We start from the raw sequence: 25746 nt of genomic DNA on the forward strand, positions 1-25746 counted from the left end.
AGTGAAAAAAGTAGTTTCAGTATTCACTGTGTTTATGCTCATAGTGAGTATGTTTAGTGTGAATGCACTAGCCCAAACACAAAGTAAACAATTAAGAGGGATTTGGATATCGACAGTTTATAATTTAGATTATCCAAGCACTAAAAATAATATAAGTGCTCAAAAAAGTGAGTTCACCGAAAAGTTAGACCAGTTAAAAGCCATAGGTATTAATGCTGTTTTTGTACAAGTAAGGCCAAAAGCTGATGCCTTATATAAGTCTCATATTAATCCTTGGTCAGACGTATTAACAGGCACGCAAGGGCAAGAGCCAGGCTATGACCCATTAGCTTTTATGGTAGAAGAAGCACATAAAAGAGGAATGGAACTTCATGCATGGTTAAATCCTTATCGTGTAACAACCAGTGGCACAGATGTTAATGCTTTAGCAATTAATCATCCAGCTCGCTTAAATCCTTCTTGGTTATTTAGTTATAATAATGCACTCTACTATAATCCGGAGTTAGAAGAAGTTAAAGTACATATTGTAGATACAGTTAAAGAAATTGCTACAAACTATAATGTAGATGGGATTCATTTTGATGATTATTTTTACCCTTCTTCTTATCCACTTCCAGCAGGTGAAAGCAAAGATGGCACCGTAGCTAATCATAGACGTCAAGCAGTTAATGATATGGTATCTCGTGTAAGCTATGCTATTAAAGCGATTAATCGTTCTTCAGGAAAGAATATCAGTTTTGGTATTAGCCCAGCAGGTATTTGGAAGAATAATACTTCTGATCCTTTAGGCTCAGCAACATCAGGTAATGAAGCGTATTATTCGGTATACGCTGATGCAAGAACCTGGATTCAAAATGGTTGGCTAGATTACATTACACCTCAAATCTATTGGGAAACAGGTCATGCTAAAGCAGATTATGAAACTTTAGTGAAATGGTGGTCTAATCAAGTAGTAGGTACTTCTACTAAGCTATATATTGGACAAGGGATTTATCGTGATGTAGTGGCAACTCAAATTGACACGCAATTAGCTGTCAATGAAAAGTATACCCAAGTTGAGGGCAGTATTTACTTTAGTTTGAGAGATCTTTTGAGTAATCGTATGGGAAGCAAAGATAAAATTAGCAATTATTACAAAGCAAACCCAGTGACAGGTACAGGAAATACAGGTTCTGGAGGAAACAGTAGTAACAATGGTAATAGTAATACTGAAAATGGTACAGGTTCAGGTTCTTCTAGCAGCAATGTAAATCCTAATGCTGTGGGAAAAACAGGTGTTGTATCTGCAACAACTTTAAATATTAGATCTGGTGCTAGAACAGATAGACCAGTTGTTGCAAAAGTAAGTAGTGGAACTAAGGTTACTATCCTAAGTATTTTAGGAGATTGGTATAAAGTAAAGTTGTCTAACGGCACAGTGGGTTGGGCAAGTGCAGCGTATATCAAGGTAGATGCCAGTCAAAGTACAACTAATAATGGCAATACAGCTGGTAGTACAACAAATACTAGCAGTTTTCCAAAACAAGGTACAGTTAATGCGACGAGCCTTAATATCAGAGCAGGAGCTAGAACAGATAGAGCTATCGTAGCTAAGTTAGCTAAAGGAACAAAGGTTACGATATTATCTATATTAGGAGATTGGTATAAGGTGAAATTAGCAGATGGCACCATTGGTTGGTGTGTAAAGACTTATATTAGTTAGAGACGTTAGTAAATACTAGAAAAGTAAGAATATGAGGCATTCAAGCCTGTATTCTTACTTTTTTTTAATCTTTTTGTTATTTATAAACTATTGATTATTTATTTGATATTATATAAGATGATAATAAAATAATAGATACTAAAAGGAGAGACAAAATGCAAACAATGAAGATAGGACATTCTGATTTAGAAGTATCTAAAATAGCTTTAGGAACCTGGGCTATAGGTGGTGGTTCTTGGTGGGGAACTAATGATGATAACGAATCTATAAAAACCATTCGCACGGCATTAGATAAAGGAATTAACCTTGTAGATACAGCACCAGTATATGGATTTGGTCATAGTGAAGAAGTGGTAGGAAAGGCGATTAAGCCTGTACGTGACCAAGTGGTTTTATCAACAAAATGTGGTTTAATGTTCGACCGAACTGTAGGAAGCTATTATTTCTCCAGAGATGGTTTTGATGTCTATAAAAACTTAACAAAACAAGCTATTATTGACTCTGTAGATCAAAGCTTAAAGCGCTTAGGTACTAATTATATAGATATCTTATTTACTCACTGGCAAAGTGTAGAGCCTTTCATTGTGCCTATAGAGGAAACAATGGAAGCCTTAATGGCACTTAAAAAAGCAGGTAAAATTAGAGCTATTGGTGGATCCAATATGTCTGCTTGGCATATTGAAGAGTATGTAAGATACGGTGAGCTAGATATTATTCAAGAAAAGTATAGCTTAATTGATAGACGTATTGAAAAAGAAATTTTACCAGCTGCCGAAAAGTATGGTGTTACTTTTCAAGCTTATTCACCACTGGAACAAGGTTTGTTAACAGGAAAGATTCGTAAGGATTATGTACCAGAGTTAGGTAGCTCAAGAGACGGTAAGAAGTGGTACAAGCAAGAGAATTTAAGTAAGATTGTAGATGGTGTGGATTCTTGGCTACCACTTTGTGATAAATATGGTTGTACGCTTGGGAATTTAGCTATTGCCTGGGTGGCAGCACAAAGCAATAATATGAACGTATTGTGTGGTGCTAGAAAATTAGAACAAATAGAAGAAAATGCTTTAGCAGGTAATATTACACTTGAGACTGAGGATGTGGCATTTATGAGAGATTCTATTTGCTTATAAAGTAGAGATATACTAAGAGATTCATAAAAACAAAAGGGATGTTGTGAGATGAGCAACATTCCTTTTTGCTATTTAGAAAAGATTTCATTTTACATTTCATAGATCATAGGAGCTAACTAGTGTGTCTGCTATCTTGCTTAGTTAAAGACTTGATTCTTAACGAGGAAATTTATTAAATTAATTGACAAATTAGTTTTGACTGAATATAATAGGCATATGAATAGTTAGTAACAAAAAGTTACTAAGTTGAAAGTGGTTGTATTTAACACTAAAATAAAGTTTAAAGCATGATGATTAAAAGGAGGATGATAGTATGAAAAAAGTGCTTATAGTAGTCGATATGCAAAATGATTTTATTACAGGAAGCCTAGGAACCAAAGAAGCTGAGGTTATAGTGCCACGCGTTGTCAAAAAGATAGAAGACTATAAAGCTAGGGGAGAAATGATTTTCTTCACAAGGGACACTCACTTCGAAGATTATTTGACGACTCAAGAGGGGAATAAATTACCAGTAGAACATTGTATTAAATCTACCTGGGGTTGGGAATTAGCAGAACCAATTGAGAAGCTGGTAGAAGCTCATACACCAGTGATTGATAAACTGACTTTTGGTAGCATAGCTTTAGGGGAGCAGATTAAAGTACTTAATGATAAAGAAGCAGTAGAGATAGAGCTTGTTGGTTTGTGTACAGATATTTGCGTTGTTTCTAATGCCATAGTACTTAAAGCTTATTGTCCAGAAATCCCACTAACAGTAGATGCTAGCTGCTGTGCAGGTGTAACACCTGAAACCCATACAAGTGCCTTAACAACCTTGAAGATGTGTCAGGTAAATGTTATTAACGAAAATTAGAAATGGCTATCTAAGGTTTTACATTCATTTACTTTAGCAAAAGGGAAGAGGCATATGACAAATGAGTGTATAGGATAAGGATAGTAGATAAAGGAGGCATAGGTATGATTCGAATAAATGGTAAGCAAATAGAGCCAGGCTATTTTCCAGATGGTACTTTACTTATAAAACACTTCACAAAGAAGAATGAAAAGATACACATTGATTGGCAATACGAAAACAATGAAGAACTTTTAGTAGTGACTTTTTTAACAAGGCATTTACAGGATAAGGGGATTCATGATATTGAGTTATGGATGCCTTATGTGCCAAATGCTAGACAAGATCGCACTAAGAGACCGGAAGATGTGTTTACTTTAAAGTATTTTTGTGAAATGATTAATGCCCTAAATTTTAGTAAGGTTCATGTACTAGACCCTCATTCAGATGTGACCAGTGCGCTACTACATAGGGTAGAGCAGATGTCAGTGAAGCCTTATGTAGAAGAAGCAGTTAAACAAAGTGGCATAGTAGCTAGCAAGGATATTATTTTTTATCCTGATAGTGGTAGTCAGAAACGTTATAGTGAACAATTTCAATTTCCAAATGCTTTTGGGATTAAGCAAAGAGATTGGGAAACAGGTGAGATTAAGGGTTTAGAGGTTTCAGGGCATCTACCTAAAGAGCCATTTAATGTACTGATTATTGATGATATTAGTAGCTTTGGTGGTACCTTCTATTTTTCAGCTTTAAAGCTTAAAGCTTTGGGTGCAAAGCAAATTGATTTATACGTTACCCACTGCGAAAATAGTATTTTAGAAGGTAAACTTATGGAAGGCGATTTAATTCGCCGCATTTATACAACTTCTAGCTTATTAACTAAAACACATGAGAAAATTACAGTGTTACCAGTTAGTTATAGATCACAATAACTTAATCTAACACGCGCTATGAAGAAATCAGAGGAGCGCTTTGAGGACATTTATCTTCTTTCATTTTAAAAATTATATTGTATTAAGTTACTTTTGTAATCATAGCAGGACCATGAAAATAGGTATTAAGAAATAGGAAGAGATAAGGGGAGATTAAAAATGAATTTTGGAATCAATATCAATCCACTATTATTATTGGATTATTATAAAACCACACATGCCGAGCAATATCCTAAAGGGCTAACGAAAATGGCTTCTTATTTTACGCCTCGTATGAGTAGAATAGAGGGGGAAGAACACCTTATTATGTTTGGGCTACAAGGTTTTATTAAGACTTATCTGATTGGGGCTTTTAACGATAATTTCTTTAATAGACCTAAAGAGGAGGTACTGGCTGAGTATGAGAGGCTGCTAACGGCTACCTTAGGAAAAGGGGCTTATGGCTTAGAGAAAATTGCAGCACTTCATGATTTAGGATACTTGCCATTAGAAATCAAAGCGGTGCCAGAAGGAACGAGAGTACCTATTAAAGTACCTATGTTAGAAGTAAGTAATACCCATCCAGATTTTGTATGGCTTGTGAATACTATTGAAACCAATATTTCCTGTAATTTATGGCATACAATGATAAGTGCTAATGTAGGATATAAATACCGTCAAATTGTTAATCACTATTATGATTTAAGTGTAGAAGACAATGTACCAAGGAGACGTGCTTTAGGAGATTTTTCTATGAGAGGTCAAGAAAGCACAGAGAGTGCTATTAAAAGTAGTGCTGCCTTTTGTTTATCTTTTGTAAATACTGCCACAGTCCCAGCTATTAGTTATTTAGAGCATTTATATAACTGTGATTGCACCAAGGAAGAGGTGGCTTTTGGAGCTATTAGCACAGAGCATAGTGTGATGTGTTCTAACTATGCTGTAGATGGCGATGAAACAGTGATGATTAAACGCCTTTTAACGGAAATTTATCCAAAGCATCATTTTTCTATGGTAAGTGATAGCTATGATTACTGGCGCCTAGTGACGGAGCTTCTACCAGCTTGTGAAAAAGAGATTATGGCTCACGAAGGGACACTACTTGTTAGAGGAGATAGTGGCGATCCTGTGGATATTATTTGCGGTACTAGCAGAAACAGTGGTGAAACACCAGAAGAAAAAGGAACGGTTCAGTGTTTATGGGAAAGTTTTGGTGGCAGCGTTAATAGTAAAGGTTATAAAGTATTGGATTCACATATTAAAGCAATCTATGGAGACAGCATTACACCACAACGTGCTATTGCCATTTATGAAAGATTACTAGAAAAAGGATTTGCTTGTAACAATGTAGTATTAGGTGTAGGTAGCTTTTCTATGCAATGTCTTCAAAATGAAGATGGTAGCTTCAACCCTTATACTAGAGATACCTTTGGTATTGCCATTAAAGCTACTTATGCGGAGCAAGAAGAGAATCGTATTGAGATTTTTAAAAATCCTAAGACAGATACAGGTAACTTTAAAAAATCTCAAAAAGGATTATGCTATGTATATGAAAAAGATGGTGAGTTAACATATATCGATGGCTATGGTACTAGCTTTAAAGAAGAAATCACTGCAGAAAATCAATTAAAGACCGTGTTTAAGGACGGAAAAATGACGAAACAATACACATTGAGGGAGATTCGTGATAGACTTCATAGAGGAGACTTTTAAAAAGGAGATGACGACTATATGTATGGCTTTGTAAAGCTAGCAGCTGCAGTACCTAGTGTAAGAGTAGCTGATTGTTACTATAATAAAGAACAGATTTTAAAGCAAATTCAACTAGCTGATCAGGAAGGGGCGCAGGTCATAGGATTTCCTGAGCTTTGTATAACGGGTTATACCTGTGCTGATTTATTTTTCCAAACAACCCTTTTAGAAAGCGCTAAAAAGGCTTTAGGTGAAATCGCCAAGGCAACTAGGAAGATGGAAATGTTAATTGTTTTAGGTCTTCCATTGATGATTGAAGACGAACTTTATAACTGCGCGGCTGTTCTTTTAAAAGGAAAAGTGCTAGGGGTTGTACCAAAAAGCTATATTCCTAACTATAATGAGTTTTATGAAAAAAGATGGTTTGCCCTAGGAACGGATTTAGGTATAGGTGAAATGACCTTATTAGGTGAAAAGGTACCTGTAGGCACGGATTTGCTTTTTGAGTGTGGTGAGTTAAAAGTAGGGGTAGAAATCTGTGAAGATGTGTGGACACCTATTCCACCAAGTTCTCTTTTGACACTAGCTGGTGCTAATGTAATTGTGAATTTATCAGCAAGTAATGAAATTATTGCCAAGAGAAATTACCGTCGTCAGCTGATTAGTCAGCAATCTGCTCGAACCTTATGCGCTTACCTTTATGTTTCAGCAGGGGCAGAAGAATCTACAACAGACCTTGTTTTTAGTGGCCATAGCTTAATTGCTGAAAATGGAGCTATTATCAAGGAAAATGAAAAGTTGATTGATACGGATTATGTACTTGTAGCGGATATAGACTTAGAACGTCTTCAAAAAGATCGTATCAAAGGAAAGAGCTATGGAGATAGTAGAAAGCTTTTTATGCCAGAAGTAAGGCGCATAGAAGGCGAGACTTTAAGCTATAGAGGAACTTTCAAAGGAAGGATTGCAAGAAAACCTTTCGTGCCTCATGCTGCAGAAACGAGAGATAAACGCTGTGAAGATATTTTTTCACTTCAAGTAGCAGGACTTAAAAAGCGTCTTAGTCATACAGGCAGCAAGCGTGCTATTATTGGTATTTCAGGTGGTTTAGACTCTACCTTAGCACTACTGGTAGCTGTTCAAGTTTTTGATGATTTAGGTTGGGATCGCAAGGGGGTTGTAGGTGTAACTATGCCAGGCTTTGGAACTACTGACCGTACTTATGAAAATGCCCTTCAACTCATGAGAGAGTTAGGCATTACCATGAGAGAGATTCCTATAGCAGCAGCTTGCAAACAGCACTTTAGTGATATTGGGCATGATGAAAATGTTCATGACATTACTTATGAAAATACCCAAGCTAGAGAGCGTACTAAGATTTTAATGAACATTGCTAATCAAGGTGGAGGTATGGTAGTCGGTACAGGAGACCTAAGTGAGTTAGCACTAGGTTGGTGTACTTATAATGGGGACCATATGAGCATGTACGCCGTTAATACAAGTGTACCAAAAACTTTAGTAAGAAGCTTGGTTTATACTATTTCTAAACGTCAAAGTGAAAAGGTAAAGGATACTTTGCTAGATGTGTTAGATACTCCTGTTAGTCCTGAACTTTTACCTGTTGGTAAAAACGGGGAGATGCTTCAAAAAACAGAAGATACAGTAGGGCCTTACGAACTTCATGACTTCTTCTTGTATTATTTATTACGTTTTGGTTTTAGTCCAAGTAAAATTTATTTCTTAGCGAAAACAGCTTTTGCAGTTAAAGAAGAGGAAATAGATGAGCTTTATAGTCATGAAACCATTTTAAAATGGCTAAAAGTCTTTTATCGTCGTTTCTTCAGTCAACAATTTAAACGTAGCTGTTTGCCTGATGGACCAAAAATCGGAAGTATTTGTTTATCACCAAGAGGAGACTGGCGTATGCCAAGTGATGCTTGTAGCAGTTTATGGTTAAGTGAAATAGAGGAGCTGAGTGAATAATGAAGATTGAAAAAGTAGCCATTATTGGTATAGGTGCAATCGGTGCTTTTATGGCTTCTAAGCTTTCTTCTGTATTATCAAATGGGAAATTAGTTGTTATTGCTGAGGGAGAAAGAAAAGCAAGATTAGAAAAAGGTCTTTTAATCAATAGTAAGTCCTATCAATTTCAAATTGTTACACCTGAGGAAAAAAGTGAGCCTGCGGACTTAGTTATGATTGCCACTAAATATCAAGGGTTAGATGCAGCTACAAAAGCTATTAAAAATCAAGTAGGTAAGCATACAGTGATTATGTCCCTTTTAAATGGGGTAAATAGTGAAGAAAAGCTTCAAGAGGTCTATGGTGACAAGGTTATTTATGCTTTAATGCGTTTAAGTAGTATTAGAACAGATGAGGGCATTTCGTTTAATGAACGTAATGGGTATATTGAGTTTGGAGAAGAACGTAACGACGTGTTATCAGAACGTATTTTGGCTATTAAAACGCTTTTTGAAACAGCAGGAATTCAGTATAAAATTCCTCTAGATATGAGAAAGGCACTTTGGCATAAATATGCTTGTAATGTAGCTGAAAACCAAAGCTCTGCCATATTAGGTATTCCCTTTGGGGCTTGGCAGGTAAGTGAAACAGCTAATCATTTAAGAGAAGCAGCTATGCGAGAAGTGTTTGCTGTGGCAGCTAAAAAAGGTATTATTTTTACGGAAGAAGAATTACTGGCGCAAAGAGAGTTACTTAGTCATGTTCCATATGGTAATAAAACCTCTATGCTGCAAGATATTGAAAATAAAAGAGCAACTGAGGTAGAAATGTTTGCAGGTGAAATGATTGCCATGGGTAAGGAAGTAGGTGTACCAACACCTATTAATGAAGTGTTCTATGATGCTATTAAAATTTTAGAAGAAAAAAATAAAGGGCTTATTTAACTGGTGGATTGGCAAAGGTTATAAGCGGGTTTGAAATAAAAACTTTATTAATGTGACATGCTGTTGTCATATTCATCTCCTTATAATAAGTCTATCAAATAACTTATTATAAGGAGGTTTTTTAAATGGAAGAAAAATATTGTCAATCTTGTGGTATGCCTATGGGGGAAACAGATGAGTTATATGGTACGGAACAAGATGGAAGTAAAAGTACAGATTACTGTAAGTATTGCTATGACCAAGGGGATTTTATCCGTGATGTGACTATGGAAGAAGAAATAGAAAACTGTGTACCGATCTTAGTAGAGGAAAAAGTATGTGCCACTGCAGAAGAAGCAAGAGCTATGATGAAGGAGTTCTTCCCTACCTTAAAGCGCTGGAAACAAGCATAAAGCCTCTGAGACAACAACCACCAATCATGCCGGAAAATAAATGATGTTTGAGATGAAGAACCAAGAACTATTAGAAGACATGGAAAAACTCTTGCTTATAAAAGAAAGCCTAATAAAAAGTGAGAAAAGAATACGTCATTATGAAATTTGATAGTTGATCAGTAATATGATAAGTAACATAAAATAATCCAAGGATTTCTAGTGATTTTAGAGATGCTTGGATTATTTTATGTTAAAAATACTAAATTATTCGGATTATATAGTAAATTACCCCCCCCGAGTATATAATGACTTTATGTTGATCAATGAGAATATAACGAGAAGAATATTGAAGAACGAGGGAAAATATGTGTAAAAATGTAATTCATATTTATGGGGCATCAGGCTCAGGAACATCTACATTAGGGAAATTCATAGCTAAGCAGCTTGGATATACGTTTATGGATACAGATGATTATTTCTGGTTACCCACAAATCCAAAGTATACTACAAAGCGAGAAGTGACAGAGCGGCTTCAGATGATGAAGAAAGATATATCGCGCTCAGATAAGGTGGTTATTTCAGGTTCCCTTGTGGATTGGGGAGATGAATTGATTCCATTATTTACACTTGCAATTCGTGTAGTAACAGATAAAGATGTTCGTATTAGGCGCTTAAAGGAAAGAGAAAAAGTTCATTTTGGTTCAAGAATTGAGCTAGGTGGAGATATGTATGAGAATCATCTAGAATTTATGGAGTGGGCGGCTGCATATGACAATGGAGATGTGAACATGAGAAGTAAGACTAAGCATGATGAGTGGCAAAAGCTGCTAAGATGTAAACAAATAGTTGTAAATGGAGAAGATGATTTGAATGATAATCTAGAAATTGTAAAAGAGATTATTCAATCAAATAAGAAAAATCCAATTGGTTAAGGAGGAAGTTTTAATGAATCCACAAGGAACAAAACAATTAGAAACACAACATTTGTACCTAAGAAAATTTGTCGAAGATGATAGTGAGCAATTATATTTTAATGTAATGTCTGATAGGAATGTATTTAAATACTTTACATTTTCTATCCACAAAAGTATTAGTGAGACTAGGCAATACATTAAAAATTGAATACAGGAATATAAAAAAGAAAACACATATATTTGGACTATTGTTGAAAAAGAAAGTAATCAGGTAATAGGAAATATTAATCTTGATAGCCTTACCGCTACTACAGGTGCGAGAATTAGCATAGTTTAAATACGTATATAGCATAGGGAGAAAAAATGAAAATAATAGAAACTAAACGATTAATCATTAGGAACTTTCAAGAGGAAGATTGGAAAGATTTACAGGAATACTTATCTGATCAAGAAGTTATTAGATACTCACCTTATATGGTACATACAGATGAAATGGCTAAAGAGGAAGTTCATAGACGAATAAATACTGATGATTTTATGGCAGTGAGTTTAAAGCAAACTAATAAAGTTATAGGTGAACTAATTTATGAAAATGGAGAATTTGATTCAAAGGAGGTAGGATTCTTTTTTAATACGCAATATCAAGGGGTGGGCTACGCTACAGAAGCTGTATCAGCATTACTAGATGTAGCTTTTAATAGCTTAGGTGTACGGAGAATAACTGCTAGATGTGATGCATTAAATATAAAATCACAAATGCTATTAGAGAGGCTCGGTATGAGAAAAGAAGGAATGTTTATAAAACATCTTTATTTTAAACATGATGAGAAAGGAAATCCGATTTGGGCAGATACTTGTTTGTATGGTATTTTGAATGACGAATGGAAGCTGGCATAAGTTTGAAATATACTATAGGGTAAACTGAATCTCCTAGTTATAAGAGAATGAAGTTGGAAATAGGGGGGAATGAAAAGAAATATTTTTGAACGAATAGGACTGTATATTTTAACATTTTTTATAGTTAACTTTACAAAAAGCTAAATGAACTATGCTGATAATAGTGAGAGAACTACAAAAGATATTAAGAGAGATTATTTAAGGAGCAAAAATGTGGAAATAAGAGAACTTTTATCAAATGAATATGAAATGGCATTACAATTAGCTTGGACAGTTTTTCAGGAATATGAAGGCCCTGATTATTCTGAGCAAGGAATAAAATCGTTTTATGATTCATTGCACGACACTGAATATATAAAAATGCTTAGAATATATGGAGCATTTGAACATACTAAACTCATGGGTATTCTTGCGACTCGTAGCAATGGAAATCACATTGCTTTGTTTTTTGTAGATGGCAAGTATCATAGAAAAGGAATTGGAAAACAGTTATTTGAAAAAGCTTGTTTGGATAATAGTTCTGGTAATATGACAGTTAATTCCTCTCCTTTTGCTGTGAAAGTCTATCATCATTTAGGGTTTATCGACAGTGATATTGAACAAGTCACTGATGGCTTAAGATATACACCTATGATCTATCGTCTAAAAAAGGATAATTAAAATAAAGTAGATAAGTCAAAGATATATTAAGCAGAAGCAGTACAAGTATCTCTATCTAGAGGAGATTCTTGTACTGCTTTTATATGATGCAGCATTGCTTCTGAATGATGAACATTAATTTTATAAAATAAAGATATTATCCTCTATGATGTTAATAGGAGAGAAAAATAACTAATATTTTGCTTAAATAGCACAGTAAAACGAAAAAAACAAAAAAAAATATTCTAAAAAATAGACAAAGCCCCGTACAGATGAGTAGCAACTAAAAAGTCACTATTATGAAGTGCTAGAAGAAAAGTAATTAAAAAAACAAAAAGGATAACTTTTCAGATAAATAAAAAATACTGAACAAAAGTTTAGTATGTATAAACAAAATAGTTAGAGAAAATAAGATAAGGTATTGCTATTTTTTTTTGTCTATTGTACAATGTGTAACGAAATCCATAAATAGGTGTTAGCCTATGGTATAACAAGCTGTAGGACGTGTGTGTTAGATGGGGTTATCTATTATTACTAAACAAATAACTTAATATTACATACACTACAAATAGCGGGAAAAATATATTTGTAAAGGAAAATGAATGATGTATAAAAGTTCTCAAGAACGTATGCCTATTTATGAGGCCTTACAAAAATATAAGGATACGCGTATTGTACCTTTTGATGTTCCAGGTCATAAACAAGGAAGAGGGAACAAGGAACTTACACAGTTCTTAGGTGAATCTTGTATGCAAATTGATGTCAATTCCATGAAGCCTTTAGATAATCTATGTCATCCAGTATCAGTGATTAAAGAAGCTGAGCAATTAGCAGCAGAGGCTTTTGGAGCAAAACATGCTTTTTTTATGGTAGGAGGAACTACCTCATCCGTACAAGCTATGGTGATGACAGCATGCAAGCGAGGGGATAAAATCATTATGCCTAGGAATGTTCATCGTAGTGCCATTAATGCTTTAGTTGTATGTGGCGCTGTTCCTGTTTATGTGAACCCGGGGGTTAATAAGGAATTAGGAATTCCTTTGGGCATGTCCTATGAAGATGTTAAAGCTGCTATTTTAGAAAATCCAGATGCCAAAGCTGTGCTCATTAATAATCCGACTTATTACGGCATTTGTTCACCTCTTAAGCGTATTACAGAGCTAGCTCATGAATATGGTATGCTAGTGTTAGTTGATGAAGCGCATGGTACACATTTTTATTTTCATGATGAATTACCTGTTTCAGCCATGAGCGTAGGAGCAGATATGGCAGCAGTAAGTATGCATAAAACAGGTGGGTCTTTAACGCAAAGTTCTTTTTTACTGATCAATAACAACGTAGGTGAAGGTTATACACGTCAGATTATTAATTTAACGCAGACCACAAGTGGTTCTTATTTATTGATGTCTTCACTTGATATTTCCAGAAAAAATCTTGCTTTAAATGGCAAAGAGATTTTTGATAGGGTGATAGAATTAGCGAGTTATGCAAGAGAAGAAATTAATAAAATGGGTGGTTATTATGCTTTTGGTAAGGAACTTATTAATGGAGACACAATATTTGATTTTGATGTAACTAAGTTATCCATACATACAAGAGATATAGGCCTTGCAGGCATTGAGGTTTATGATGTTCTTAGAGATGATTATGATATACAAATAGAATTTGGGGATATTGGTAATGTGTTAGCTATTATTTCGGTAGGGGATACAGATCTAGCTATAGAGCGTCTTATCTCAGCATTGGCAGAAACGAAAAGGCGTTATCTTAAAAGTCCATCAGGTATGCTAGATCATGAATATATTAATCCACAGGTGGCAATGACACCTCAAGAAGCTTTTTACGCAGATAAGAGGTCTATACCAATAGAAGATAGTACAGGTTATATTTGTAGTGAGTTTGTTATGTGCTATCCTCCTGGCATTCCTATACTAGCGCCAGGTGAAAGAATTACAAAAGAGATTTTAGATTATATTCACTATGCCAAAATGAAAGGCTGCTTCCTAACAGGAACAGAAGACATTCATATTGAGCATATCAATGTGGTGAAAGAGTAAGAGGCGAAAGGAGCGAGTTTAATGGAGTTATGGTATACAGAAGAACATAGCCCTTATGTTCGTTTTTCGATTAAGGTAGATCGTCACCTCTATGCGAAGCAAAGTAAGTACCAACGTATAGATGTGATGAATTCATATGAATTTGGTACTTTTTTAACCTTGGATGGATGTATGATGCTTACTGAAAAGGATGAATTCATTTATCATGATATGATTGTTCATGTGCCTATGGCTACAAATCCAAAGATTAAAAAAGTGTTAGTCATTGGTGGTGGTGATGGTGGTACGGTAAGGGAACTGATTCGCTATGAAGGAATAAAACATATTGATTTAGTAGAGATAGACGAAATGGTAGTAGAAGCTTGCAGACTGCACTTGATGCAAACAGCTTGTGGCTTAGATGACCCAAGAGTTCATATTTTTTATGAAGATGGCCTTAGATATATCCGTCATATAGAAGGAGAGTATGATCTAATTATTGTAGATTCTACAGATCCTTTTGGCCCAGGAGAAGGGCTATTTACAAAAGAGTTTTATGGTAATTGCTATAAAGCTTTGAAGGAAGATGGGATTTTAGTGAATCAGCATGAAAGTCCTTACTATCAAATGCATGCTAATTCATTAAGGAAAGCACATGAGAAGATTGTAAGTTTTTTCCCTATTACTAAGCTTTATAGTGCCCATATTCCTACTTATCCATCAGGGCACTGGCTTTTTGGGTTTGCTTCTAAGAAGTATGATCCAATAAAAGATTTAGATGCTCAGGCTTGGAACGAGTTAGGAATAGAGACACAATATTATAATACTGAGGTACATAGAGGAAGCTTTGCTATGCCAAATTACGTTAAAAAGTTACTAAAATAATGAGTAAAGAATAAATACATAACGAGGAGATGATTAAGAGATGGGAAGAGCATTAATTATTGGAGCTGGCGGTGTTGCTAGTGTCGTAGTACATAAGTGTGTACAAAACTGGGAAGTATTTGAAGAAATTTGTATTGCAAGTCGTACCAAATCAAAGTGCGATGCCCTCAAGGAAAAATTAGATGGGGGTAAAACAAAGATTACAACGGCTAAGGTAGATGCTGATAATGTTGATGAGCTTATTGCCCTTATTAATGATTATAAGCCAGATATTGTTATCAATGTGGCATTACCTTATCAAGATTTAACCATTATGGATGCTTGTTTAGCTACTAAAACACATTATTTAGATACTGCTAACTATGAGCCTTTAGATACTGCTAAGTTTGAATATAGCTGGCAATGGGCTTATAGAGAAAGATTTGAAAAAGCTGGAATTACGGCTATTTTAGGTTGTGGTTTTGACCCAGGTGTAACAGGTGTCTTCTCAGCGTACGCACTTAAACATTATTTTGATGAAATCCACTATATTGATATTTTAGATGCCAATGCAGGAGATCATGGCTATCCTTTTGCAACTAACTTTAATCCTGAGATTAATATCCGTGAAGTAACAGCTAAAGGAAGCTATATTGAAAATGGTGAATGGATAGAAACAGAGCCAATGGAGATTAAAAGAGTGTATAACTTCCCAGAAATTGGGGATAAAGATATGTATTTATTACACCATGAAGAGTTAGAATCACTTGCACTTAATATCACAGGGATTAAGCGTATCCGTTTCTTTATGACTTTCTCACAAAACTATTTAACACACCTTAAAGTCCTTGAAAATGTAGGAATGACCTCTATTGAACCTATTGAGTATGAAGGTCAGCAAATTGTACCTCTTCAATTCTTAAAAGCTATTTTACCAGATCCAGCATCTTTAGGACCTAGAACAAAAGGTAAAACCAATATTGGTTGTATATGCCAAGGCGTTAAAGATGGGAAACCTGTGCAATATTATGTGTACAATGTATGTGACCACGAAGAATGCTATAAAGAAGTGGGTTCACAAGCCATTTCTTATACAACAGGCGTACCAGCTATGATTGGAGCGATGATGCTTCTTCAAGGTAAATGGAAGAAACCAGGTGTATATAATGTCGAGGAGTTTGATCCAGATCCATTTATGGAAGCACTTAATAAGTGGGGCTTACCATGGAAAGAATCTTTTGCTCCTGATTTAGTAGAGTAAGGAGATGACTATGGATTTAGATTTTACAAAAGTACCTACCCCTTGTTATGTGGTAGATGAACGTCTTTTAATAAAGAATCTAGAGATTTTAAAGAAGGTAGAAGAAGAAGCAGGTTGCCGTATCCTTTTAGCGACAAAAGCTTTTTCTATGTATGAAACCTTCCCTCTAATAGCCCAATATTTAAGTGGTGTGACTTCAAGTTCTCTTCATGAAGCTAGGCTTGGCTATGAAGAAATGGGAAAAGAAGTTCATATTTATGCAGCGGCTTATAAAGAAGAAGAATTCGATAAGATTATGCATTATTGTAATCACATTGTGTTTAACTCCTTTAGCCAGTGGAATAAATACAAAGAAAAGGTAAAAGCAGCAGGAAAAACGATTAGCTGTGGACTGCGTATTAACCCTGAATATGCCGAAGTGGAAACAGAAATTTATAATCCATGTGCCCCTAAGTCACGTATGGGGATTACCTTAGAGTATTTTGAAGGTGAAGATCTAGAAGGAATTGAAGGTTTACACTTCCATGCTATGTGTGAACAAAATTCAGATACCCTAGAACGTATTTTAAAAGTGGTAGAAGAGAAGTTTGGCGCTTATCTTCATCAAATGAAATGGATTAACTTTGGTGGTGGCCATCATATTACAAGAGCGGACTATGATTTAGAAAAGCTCATTAAGTGCATTAAGCATATTAAAGAAACCTATGATATAGAGGTTTATCTAGAACCAGGAGAAGCAGTGGCTTTGAACACAGGGTACTTAGTAAGTACGGTTTTAGAAACACTTCATAACGATATAGATATTGCAATTTTAGATACCTCAGCAGCTTGTCATATGCCTGATGTACTAGAAATGCCTTATAGACCACAGATTATTGGCAGTGGCCTAGCAGGAGAAAAAGCTTATACCTATCGTCTAGGCAGTGCGACTTGTCTAGCTGGTGATGTGATAGGTGATTATTCATTTGACGCACCACTAAAAGAGGGTGACCGACTAGTATTTTGTGATATGGCACACTATACCATGGTTAAGAATAATACCTTTAATGGAATTAATCTTCCAAGTATTGTACTTTATAGTGAAAAAGAAGGATTTAAAATCATTAAAAGCTTTGGCTATGAGGATTTTAAATCACGTTTATAATGAAGAAGAAAACCTTTGAATCCGATGGATTTGAAGGTTTTTTTCTTAAAAGAGAATATAAAACTATTAATCAATGCTAGGCATGTAAATGCCTAGATTAGGGAACTACATATGCATCATTTATGGAAGAGCTGTTGCACTTAAATTGATAAATCATCGTATAAAAATTAAGGTTAAATTAAGCTTTGTATATTAAACTATTCTTGTAAAGTTGATTAAGGTTATGGAAGGGAGCATGTTAAAATGAATTTTAAAAAAGTAGCACCTATTTTAGCTTTAGTGGTAACAACGAGTCTTTTAGGCGGTTGTATTACAGATACAACTTATGAAGCACAAAGTACTCAAGAAGCCACTACTTTGCAAGAAAACAAAGAAGAAAAAGTATATGTCGTTAAGGTTCAAAATATTACAGACCATACAATAACGGCAGTAACTGGCGAGTTAACACAGGATGGGCCACCTGCACTACCCAATGGAGAGACGGTGACAGGAGATGGGCCACCTGCATTACCTGATGGAGAGACTAAGGCAGAGAGTATACCATCTGCATTACCTGATGGTGAGGCAATGACAAATAATACGCCACCATCTCATGGAGGTGGTATGCAATCATTTAGTGCTTCCCAGAAAACTATTAATTTTACTATTGATGATACCACAGAAATTACAATAGAAATGTTACAGGGAACACAAGAAGGTACTCTTGATCAAATTGGTGTCAATGATATTTTAGAAGTAGCACTTAATGATGATCATATAGCTAAAAGCATTATTGTCAAAAATCTTAATGCAGGGGGAGGCTTTGGTGGAAGTAATACTGTAACTCAAGGTACATCGGCTAATACAATTGATACGGATAAAAATATAACAAATGGAAGATATATTTCTACTGGAGATGATGAAAATGCACTACGTGTTGACAATGCAAAAGTAACCTTAGATGGTATTACAGTAGAAAAAACACAAGGAAACTCTTCTAACACTGAAAATGGTGATTTTTATGGACAAAATGCTGGCTTACTTGTAACAAACGGAGCAGAGGCGACTATTAAAAATAGTACAGTCAATACAACGGTAACAAATGGAAATGGTATTTTTAGTTATGGGGAAGGAACTGTTGTTAATGTATCAGATAGTGTCATTCATACAACAGGTAATAATTCAGGTGGTATTCAAACTACAGGTGGTGGCACTATGAATGCTACTAACTTAGAAATTGAGACAAAAGGTAACTCAGCTGCGGCTATTCGTAGTGATAGAGGAGGCGGTACTGTAAAAGTATTAGGTGGAAGCTATATAACAAATGGTACTGGTAGTCCATCGATCTATTCTACAGCTGATATTTCTGTAGCTGATGCTACACTTGTAGCTAATAATTCTGAAGCACTTGTAATAGAAGGTAAGAACTCTATAGCTCTTGAAAACTGTAATGTAACAGGTAATATGGATAGTAGTAATCTTGATGAAAATGATAGCGTACACAATATCATGATTTATCAAAGTATGTCAGGTGATGCTGCCATTGGACACTCAACTTTTACTGCAAAAAATGGTAGTATCACAGCTAACCAAGGTGATATGATTTATATTACCAATACAACTTGTACAGTGGAATTAACAAATGTTGCACTTACTCTAGCAACAGATACACTTCTTAATGTATCTGGAAATACAAGTTCAAGAGGTTGGGGAACACAAGGAAGTAATGGTGGTGATTGTACCTTTATTGCAACCAATCAAGTGATGAATGGTAAAATCCGTGTAGATGATATCTCTATATTAGATCTAACGTTACAACAAGGAACACAATTTACAGGATCAATAAATACTGAAAATATGTCAGGAGCAACCACAGTTACAATAGATGACAGTAGTAAATGGGTGCTCACAGGAGATTCTTATATTACTGAATTCACGGGTGACTTAAGTCAGATTGAAACAAATGGTTATAAACTATTTGTAAATGGAGAACAAGTAAAGTAGTTTAAAAATTATTAGGAGTTAGGGAATCCTAAGTATACAGAGGTATATGAAGGATTTTCGGAAATTTAATTTTAAATTTCAAGGCCTCATTAAATCGTAGGGATTCAATGAGGCCTTTTATCATAATTTAAAATAGCTTAATCAGTGCTTCTAAGTCGTCACATAGTATTTTAGCACGTATAAAATCGTTATCTTTTAAAGCCAGAGCTACTTTTGTTTCAAGCGCCTTTTTCTTTTGTTCAAGTTCTAGATAGTCTTTATCAAAATGGCTTGCATAAATCATTTTTCTAAATTTACGCATACTTATTTTTCTGATGGTCTTATCATCAATGATTAAGGCGTAATCCATACAGTTAACGATAGAATAGAAGTCATGTGAAATCATAAGAATAGCACCATTATAATTTCCAAGAGCTTTTTCAAGAGCTAATTGTGAGTAGGTGTCTAAATGACTTGTAGGCTCGTCTAATAGCAGTAGGTTTGCATGGCTTGTTGCAATTTTGGCTAATTGAAGGAGATTCTTTTCTCCACCAGATAAAGCCTCAATTCTTTGATAAAGCATTTCTTCTTCAAAGCCATAGTTTATAACATGAGAGAGCACCTCATCAGCATTTTTAAAACCAAGTGCTAGGAATTCTTCAAGAATCGTATGAGACTCATCGAGCATTTCACCTTGGCGTTGAGATAAATAAGCCACTTCAGTGCCTTGGTTAAATGCAATGCTTGGATGATCATTCTTAAAAATTTCTCGTAGTAAAGTCGTTTTTCCAGTGCCATTAGCGCCAATGATGGCTACTTTATCAGTGGATTTAATTTCAAAGCTGACATTTTCTAAAAGTATTTCTTCAAAGGCAACGCTGAAATCCGTTACTTTTAAAATGGTGGTTTCTGGGTCTGTTTCATGGTCAGTAACTAAATGAATAGCAGGCTCTTTGATATAAACAAAAGGTGCTTTTATTCTGCGTGCTTCTAAGCGTTCTTGAAGCTTTACTCTAGCTTTTAGAGATTTTCCTTTAGAAGGGTCAGCTAGATTCGTTGCGGCAGTTCTAAGTTTCTCAATAACTTGAGCATTTCGTTCAATGGCTTCTGTATCAGCTTGAGCCAGTTCTTGTAGTTCAATCTTTTTCTCAAGGAGTGAGAAGTTATAATCCATATAGTTACCGTCAAATTCTTGTAGCTCCTTATTTTCTAAGTGAATAATCTTATTAAAGCAATAATTGAGTAGATAGCGATTATGGGTGATGACAAGAAGTGTGCCTTTGTGGGCATTAATAAGGTTTTTAAGGGCGTTAAGATTTTCGAAATCTAAAAATACATCTGGTTCATCCATAATCATTAAATGTGGGTTACTGAGCATTTCCTTAATAACCTGAACAAGCTTGAATTCGCCACCACTTAGCTGAGAAACCATTAGGTCTTTATGATTCATAAGATCAGCTAAATTTAATTTTTTATTAATGTTACTTTCAAAATCATCTCCACCAAGTGCTTCAAAAGCATCTAACGTTTCTTGATACTTTTCAAGTAAGGCCTCAATATCAGAAGAGGTTTCCATTTCAGTACAAATGGCTGTTAATTCATTTTGTAACCCAATACATGGGCCGCCTATATACTCAAATACAGTCATATCTTTTGTTTGTGTAGGTTCAATGAACTGACTCACATAACCAATGCGGCAGTCAGGTGTTATTTCTAAATCACCCTCGAACATATATTTTTCTGAGTTCATGATTAAATCAATCAAGGTGCTTTTTCCACTACCACTTACACCTATAAAAGCACAGTGCTGACCTTCTTCTAATGTAAATGAAATATGATTAAAGAGATCTTTTTGGGGAAAAGAGTAGGATAAGTTATCAACGTTTATCATAGAATGTCCTTTCTTGTCTTTGCTACTAAAAAAGAGCCTATCAAAATAAGCGCTTCGATATATTATTTTATAAACTACAATTTTTTACTCATTTTTGTATGTAAATCTGTTTTGTGAATTTGCTTTAGTAGTATAACATCTTTTAGGATTACTATCAATCTATTCGTTTCGAAGGAGCTATGAAAGAAACAGATAGATGTGCATGACTAGGACGAAGGTGGAATATAATGAAGCAAGGTGGATAAGCTAGGAGGAAGACTATGTACCTTGTTCTTATATTGTTAATATTACTAGTGGGGCAATTAATAGTAGGGGCAAAAAGTAAGCAATTATCTTTGAAACATGTAGTGAAGGAATTCTTTTGGGTAGAAGGTAGTTGGCAAGATCAAATGATAGATTTGCTGCAAAAGGGTGTTGTGATTTTATTAAGTATTGGTAAGGTCTTAAAACAAGAAGGTGAAATTCAAAAAAGCATTGTGTTTTTACTAGCGTTTGTAATGTATAGTTTATTACTAAAACTACTTATCAGTTTTACACTGTGGCTGGAAGAATACTTAATGAGCATGACACTTGATATTGCATTTTCTATTTTAATACCTACTGTGATTTTGATGTTTTTTTCAACAATTAATACGGTTATTACAAGACAGGTAGCTTTTATGGCACTTATTACAAGTGTTGTCATGGTGTATTTAGAAATGCTTCATTTTATAACAGGCGAAGTACCTTATAAGCCAGATACAAAAAGAGGAAAAGCATTAAAGGTAAAGAGTATTATTGCATGGCTGGTTATTATTTTAAGTAATCTTTATACCTTATTAGTTCTGGTTCAGTTTACAGGACACTCTAGAATTCATCATTTTATACAAGCTGAAACCTTTAATCAGCAAAGTGCGGTGGACTTATTTTATTATCTGGTGATTACGTTTACTACAGTTGGGTTTGGGGATGTTTACCCTCAAACAACTTTGGCTAAGGTACTCACCATAATGATTGCTCTTTCTGGCATGCTATTTTCAGGAATGTTTATAGCAACAATCTTAGCAGTAGATGAAAGATAAAATAGTAAAAGAGCTATAGAAGCACTACCTTGTCAAAGGAGGCGTGCACCTTATAGCTCTTTTAAAGGATATGTTATTAGGATAAGTGAGTGTACGCCCAAAGAGGAATACACTTACCTAGCTAAGAAGATTGATTGGTTATGTGTGAAGCAATAGAGGTTGAGATGTAATTGGTATCTACTGTAATGACTGTATAGTAGTCTGGATTAATTGATTTAATAGCTGTATCTAAAGCTTTAGCTAACTCAGAAGGTGATTGCTTAAAACCTATAGGAATAGCAATATCAAAAATAATATTACTATGAGTAGGGCCCATGACCATACGGAAATCATGAATGGAAAGTCTGGGGTCTATAGTTTTAGCGAATTCTTTAACTTGTGCTTTTAAGTCATTAATAACAGGGTCGTTAGTGACAATAGGATCCATATGAATGACCATATCAATCCCCATTTCTCTTTGAAGGTCACGTTCAATATTATCTATTATATCGTGACAGTGAAGTAAATTAGCATCTGCAGGTACTTCTGCATGGACAGAAGCAAACCAGCGGTTAGGCCCATAGCTATGGATGACTAAATCATGAAAGCCAGTAATTTCTTTATAGCTGAGGAGCCTGGTCTGAATAGCATTTACAAACTCAGGGTCAGGTGCTTGCCCTAGTAAAGGACTTGTAGTTTCTTTAATGAGTGAAATACCTGAATAAAAGATAAAAGCGCCTACTACTCCTCCCATTAGACCATCCAGGTTAATACCTGTAAAATAGGAAATGATGGTGGCGAGAAGTACAGCACTTGTAGCTAAAACATCATTACGGCTATCTGTGGCTGTAGCAATCATTGTGGTAGATTGAATCTTAGTACCCAGTATGCGGTTAAAGCGACTTAACCAAAGTTTGACCATAATAGAAAAGACTAATACCATGATTAAGATAGGGCTAAATAAAATGGGTTCAGGATTTAAAATTTTACTGATAGATGAACGAATAAGTTCTAAACCTAAAAGTAAAATAATAAATGAAACAATCATACCTGAAATATATTCAATACGTGCATGACCAAAAGGATGGTCTTCATCTGCTGGTTTTGCAGAAAGCTTGAAGCCAATGAGAGTTACTACTGATGAACCGGCATCTGATAAGTTGTTGATACCATCGGCAAAGATAGCCATACTTTTAAAGAGTAGGCCAATCCCCATTTTACTTAAGCATAAGATAAGATTAGCAATAATACCAACCATACTTCCTAAATTTCCATAAGCTTCTCGCACCTTAGGATTAGTAATATCTTCGTAATTTTTTATAAAACATTTAATAAGCGTTTTTGTCATAAATCTCCCTCCATTCACTTGTTTTACTTGGCTTTATTTTCCTCTGTCAAGTGAAATAAAGTATTAATAACCAGTTCTCTAATAGAAGGAGGAACTGGCATACCAGCAGCTTTTGCATGACCGCCACCACCGAAAACTTCTGTAATATCTGTAGCAAGGTTCACATTATCTTTGACAGTACGGCAGGAAACACCGCCGCCCACATTAATCATAGCAATAAAGTCTAATTCTGGATGGAGTTCCCCTAGCTTATTACCGAGTTCACTTTGAAAACGATTAGCAAAAACAATTCCTGCTTTATAACCTAAAATTGTTTTTTCAATAATTTCTTCGTTACGTGCCTCAATATATTTATCAATTTCATTTTGACGAATTTCTAAAAGAAGCTGTTGCGTTTCATCGAAAGTAAAAGATCCCTCATCTGTTTGAAGGCGTTCCCACCAATAAGTCATAAAGCGTTCATTACCTAAAATAGAAAATAAGTCATTGAGCTGTTTTGCTTCAAGATCTCCTAAAGGTTGCCAATCCCAAGTGTCTAGACGTCTTACTTTTTCAACATAAGCAGCTGTAAGAGGATTTAGAAGTAGCTTACTTGATGCATGTGTTTTAAGATAGTCAAAAAATAAAGAAGTACCACTACATTTAATACCTGCTTCATCTTGAATACGTACTTGACACCAAGGGAAAACTTCTAGGGCTGTAGCAGAAAGGTGGTGGTCAATAAGCTGAAAATGTGAAGCAGATAGGTCACTATCAGTAGTGTCAATCAAGCTTTGAATCGTTTCTGCTAAATCTTTGGTAATAGAGATATCTGTAATATAGCAATGTTCATAATTTAAATAGTCTTTATTAGTAATATAAAGAGAGACTTTCTCATTAATATCTTCATAAGAGCAGTTGTCAAAACTCACTTCGTTAGGTCCATAAGCTAATTGTGCTAAAAGTACACAACTATATCCATCTAAATCATTATGTGAAAAATGTTTAATCATATTTTAATCTCCTATAAGTTTTAATCATATTCTACAAATAATAGTAAAATGTATCAATCAGCCATCTTCAAAAAAGTAACTTTATACCATATTGTTTTCTGATTTTTTCTAAGATGTGTAATGATACAATTCAATAGGGCTGTATGAAATGTCAAAGCCGTCATAAGTATTATGGCATTTTACGTGACTTATATGTAGAACAATTGCTTTTAGTATAAACCACTCCTAAAAGAGATTCTAGTAGGATTTCTAAGAAAACGTGTAAATTTTTCAAAACAGGTATATAATAAGGACTGATGGTAAGAGAAAACTTATCTAGTAGGGAGGAGTAAAAAGATGTCAATTGACCGTAATGACCCATGCTGGTGTGGTAGTGGGAAAAAATATAAAAAGTGTCATTTAAGCTTTGATGAAAAGCTTAAACATTTAGAATTACAAGGTGAGGAAGTGCCGCCTAGAGAAATTATCAAAGGACAAGCTGATATTGAAGGTATGAAAAAAGCTGCCGAGATTAATAATGCTATACTAGATTTAGTAGGCACAAAGATTAAAGCGGGTATGTCTACAGAAGCAATTAATCAATTAGTTCATGAGTATACAGTAAGTCATGGTGGTATTCCAGCACCTCTTAATTACGAAGGCTATCCAAAGAGTGTTTGTGTATCTATTAATAATGTAGTTTGCCATGGTGTTCCTTCAGAAGAAACCATTTTACAAGAAGGCGATATTGTGAATGTGGATGTAACCACTATTGTAGATGGTTATTTTGCTGATGCTTCTAGAATGTATATGATTGGTGAAGTCAGTGAAGAGGCCAGGAGGCTTGTAGAGGTAGCTAAAAAATGCCTAGAAGTAGGTATAGCGGCTATTAAACCTTGGGGACATCTTGGAGACATTGGGGCTGCAGTACAAGCTTGTGCCGAAGCAAATGGATGCTCTGTCGTAATAGATTTAGGTGGACATGGTATAGGAAAGCTATTCCATGAAGAACCTTTTGTTCCTCATGTAGGAGAAGAAGGAGAAGGAATGCTGCTTGTACCAGGGATGACTTTAACGGTAGAGCCAATGATTAATGCAGGTGATTATCGCGTCTATATTGATGACGAAGATGGATGGACTGTTTATACAGAAGATGATTCACTTTCAGCACAGTGGGAGCATACTATCCATATTACAGAAACAGGCATAGAAATCATTGCCTATTAAAATAT

The 25746-nt window shown here is 35.1% G+C and carries 22 protein-coding genes; 19 read left to right on the top strand and 3 right to left on the bottom strand.

Going from position 1 to position 25746, the window contains the following annotated elements:
- Window position 1: 1 nt before the first annotated feature.
- From CLOLE_RS07855 to CLOLE_RS07935, 17 genes are all read left to right on the top strand, one after another.
- Window positions 2-1702 (top strand): family 10 glycosylhydrolase, encoded by a 1701-nt coding sequence (locus CLOLE_RS07855; RefSeq protein WP_013656562.1) that lies wholly within the window; start codon window positions 2-4, stop codon window positions 1700-1702.
- Between the two features lie 155 nt (window positions 1703-1857).
- Entirely contained in the window at window positions 1858-2832 is a 975-nt protein-coding gene (locus CLOLE_RS07860; protein ID WP_013656563.1) for an aldo/keto reductase, read from the top strand.
- Between the two features lie 313 nt (window positions 2833-3145).
- A complete protein-coding gene (locus tag CLOLE_RS07865) occupies window positions 3146-3685 on the top strand; it encodes a cysteine hydrolase family protein (protein ID WP_013656564.1) in 540 nt (179 codons plus the stop codon).
- Between the two features lie 104 nt (window positions 3686-3789).
- The gene (locus CLOLE_RS07870; protein WP_013656565.1) at window positions 3790-4596 is read left to right on the top strand and encodes a ribose-phosphate diphosphokinase; all 807 of its coding nucleotides are present in this window, start codon (window positions 3790-3792) and stop codon (window positions 4594-4596) included.
- 159 nt (window positions 4597-4755) lie between these two features.
- Window positions 4756-6288, top strand: coding sequence for a nicotinate phosphoribosyltransferase (locus CLOLE_RS07875; RefSeq protein ID WP_013656566.1), 1533 nt, complete (start codon window positions 4756-4758; stop codon window positions 6286-6288).
- 18 nt (window positions 6289-6306) lie between these two features.
- Window positions 6307-8250 carry an NAD(+) synthase gene (locus tag CLOLE_RS07880; RefSeq protein WP_013656567.1) on the top strand — a complete coding sequence of 648 codons (1944 nt, stop codon included), beginning with the start codon at window positions 6307-6309 and terminating at the stop codon, window positions 8248-8250.
- Window positions 8250-9173 carry a ketopantoate reductase family protein gene (locus tag CLOLE_RS07885; RefSeq protein ID WP_013656568.1) on the top strand — a complete coding sequence of 308 codons (924 nt, stop codon included), beginning with the start codon at window positions 8250-8252 and terminating at the stop codon, window positions 9171-9173. Before CLOLE_RS07880 ends, CLOLE_RS07885 begins: the two co-directional genes overlap by 1 nt.
- Before the next feature lie 125 nt (window positions 9174-9298).
- Window positions 9299-9565, top strand: a complete 267-nt coding sequence (locus tag CLOLE_RS07890; protein ID WP_013656569.1) for a zinc ribbon domain-containing protein — start codon at window positions 9299-9301, stop codon at window positions 9563-9565.
- Between the two features lie 347 nt (window positions 9566-9912).
- Window positions 9913-10479 (top strand): AAA family ATPase, encoded by a 567-nt coding sequence (locus CLOLE_RS07895; protein WP_013656570.1) that lies wholly within the window; start codon window positions 9913-9915, stop codon window positions 10477-10479.
- A 13-nt stretch (window positions 10480-10492) separates the two neighbouring features.
- Complete coding sequence (locus tag CLOLE_RS22945) at window positions 10493-10669, top strand: GNAT family N-acetyltransferase (RefSeq protein ID WP_013656571.1); 177 nt, start codon at window positions 10493-10495, stop codon at window positions 10667-10669.
- Between the two features lie 155 nt (window positions 10670-10824).
- A complete protein-coding gene (locus CLOLE_RS07905) occupies window positions 10825-11358 on the top strand; it encodes a GNAT family N-acetyltransferase (protein WP_013656572.1) in 534 nt (177 codons plus the stop codon).
- A 213-nt stretch (window positions 11359-11571) separates the two neighbouring features.
- Window positions 11572-12018, top strand: coding sequence for a GNAT family N-acetyltransferase (locus tag CLOLE_RS07910; protein ID WP_013656573.1), 447 nt, complete (start codon window positions 11572-11574; stop codon window positions 12016-12018).
- Between the two features lie 584 nt (window positions 12019-12602).
- The gene (locus CLOLE_RS07915) at window positions 12603-14054 is read left to right on the top strand and encodes an aminotransferase class I/II-fold pyridoxal phosphate-dependent enzyme (protein ID WP_013656574.1); all 1452 of its coding nucleotides are present in this window, start codon (window positions 12603-12605) and stop codon (window positions 14052-14054) included.
- 21 nt (window positions 14055-14075) lie between these two features.
- On the top strand, window positions 14076-14918 hold the full coding sequence (gene speE, locus CLOLE_RS07920; RefSeq protein ID WP_013656575.1) for a polyamine aminopropyltransferase: 843 nt from the start codon (window positions 14076-14078) through the stop codon (window positions 14916-14918).
- A 40-nt stretch (window positions 14919-14958) separates the two neighbouring features.
- Window positions 14959-16158: a saccharopine dehydrogenase family protein gene (locus CLOLE_RS07925; protein ID WP_013656576.1), complete on the top strand. Its 1200-nt coding sequence runs from the start codon at window positions 14959-14961 to the stop codon at window positions 16156-16158.
- Between the two features lie 10 nt (window positions 16159-16168).
- Window positions 16169-17302, top strand: a complete 1134-nt coding sequence (nspC, locus tag CLOLE_RS07930) for a carboxynorspermidine decarboxylase (protein ID WP_013656577.1) — start codon at window positions 16169-16171, stop codon at window positions 17300-17302.
- Window positions 17303-17545: 243 nt separating this feature from the next.
- Window positions 17546-19285, top strand: a complete 1740-nt coding sequence (locus tag CLOLE_RS07935; RefSeq protein ID WP_013656578.1) for a hypothetical protein — start codon at window positions 17546-17548, stop codon at window positions 19283-19285.
- 127 nt (window positions 19286-19412) lie between these two features.
- Here the strand turns inward: CLOLE_RS07935 and CLOLE_RS07940 are convergent, their stop codons facing one another.
- The gene (locus CLOLE_RS07940; RefSeq protein WP_013656579.1) at window positions 19413-21155 is read right to left on the bottom strand and encodes an ABC-F family ATP-binding cassette domain-containing protein; all 1743 of its coding nucleotides are present in this window, start codon (window positions 21153-21155) and stop codon (window positions 19413-19415) included.
- Between the two features lie 260 nt (window positions 21156-21415).
- Here CLOLE_RS07940 and CLOLE_RS21765 point away from each other — a divergent pair, with 260 nt between their 5' ends.
- Window positions 21416-22216 carry a potassium channel family protein gene (locus CLOLE_RS21765; protein ID WP_013656580.1) on the top strand — a complete coding sequence of 267 codons (801 nt, stop codon included), beginning with the start codon at window positions 21416-21418 and terminating at the stop codon, window positions 22214-22216.
- Window positions 22217-22337: 121 nt separating this feature from the next.
- Here the strand turns inward: CLOLE_RS21765 and CLOLE_RS07950 are convergent, their stop codons facing one another.
- Both CLOLE_RS07950 and CLOLE_RS07955 read right to left on the bottom strand, forming a co-directional pair.
- Entirely contained in the window at window positions 22338-23543 is a 1206-nt protein-coding gene (locus tag CLOLE_RS07950) for a cation diffusion facilitator family transporter (protein WP_013656581.1), read from the bottom strand.
- 23 nt (window positions 23544-23566) lie between these two features.
- Window positions 23567-24535 carry a DHH family phosphoesterase gene (locus tag CLOLE_RS07955; protein WP_013656582.1) on the bottom strand — a complete coding sequence of 323 codons (969 nt, stop codon included), beginning with the start codon at window positions 24533-24535 and terminating at the stop codon, window positions 23567-23569.
- Window positions 24536-24871: 336 nt separating this feature from the next.
- Here CLOLE_RS07955 and CLOLE_RS07960 point away from each other — a divergent pair, with 336 nt between their 5' ends.
- Window positions 24872-25741 (top strand): methionyl aminopeptidase, encoded by an 870-nt coding sequence (locus CLOLE_RS07960; protein ID WP_013656583.1) that lies wholly within the window; start codon window positions 24872-24874, stop codon window positions 25739-25741.
- The last annotated feature ends 5 nt before the right edge of the window (window positions 25742-25746 follow it).

It is taken from the genome of Cellulosilyticum lentocellum DSM 5427 (assembly GCF_000178835.2).
Classification (GTDB): Bacteria; Bacillota; Clostridia; order Lachnospirales; family Cellulosilyticaceae; genus Cellulosilyticum; species Cellulosilyticum lentocellum.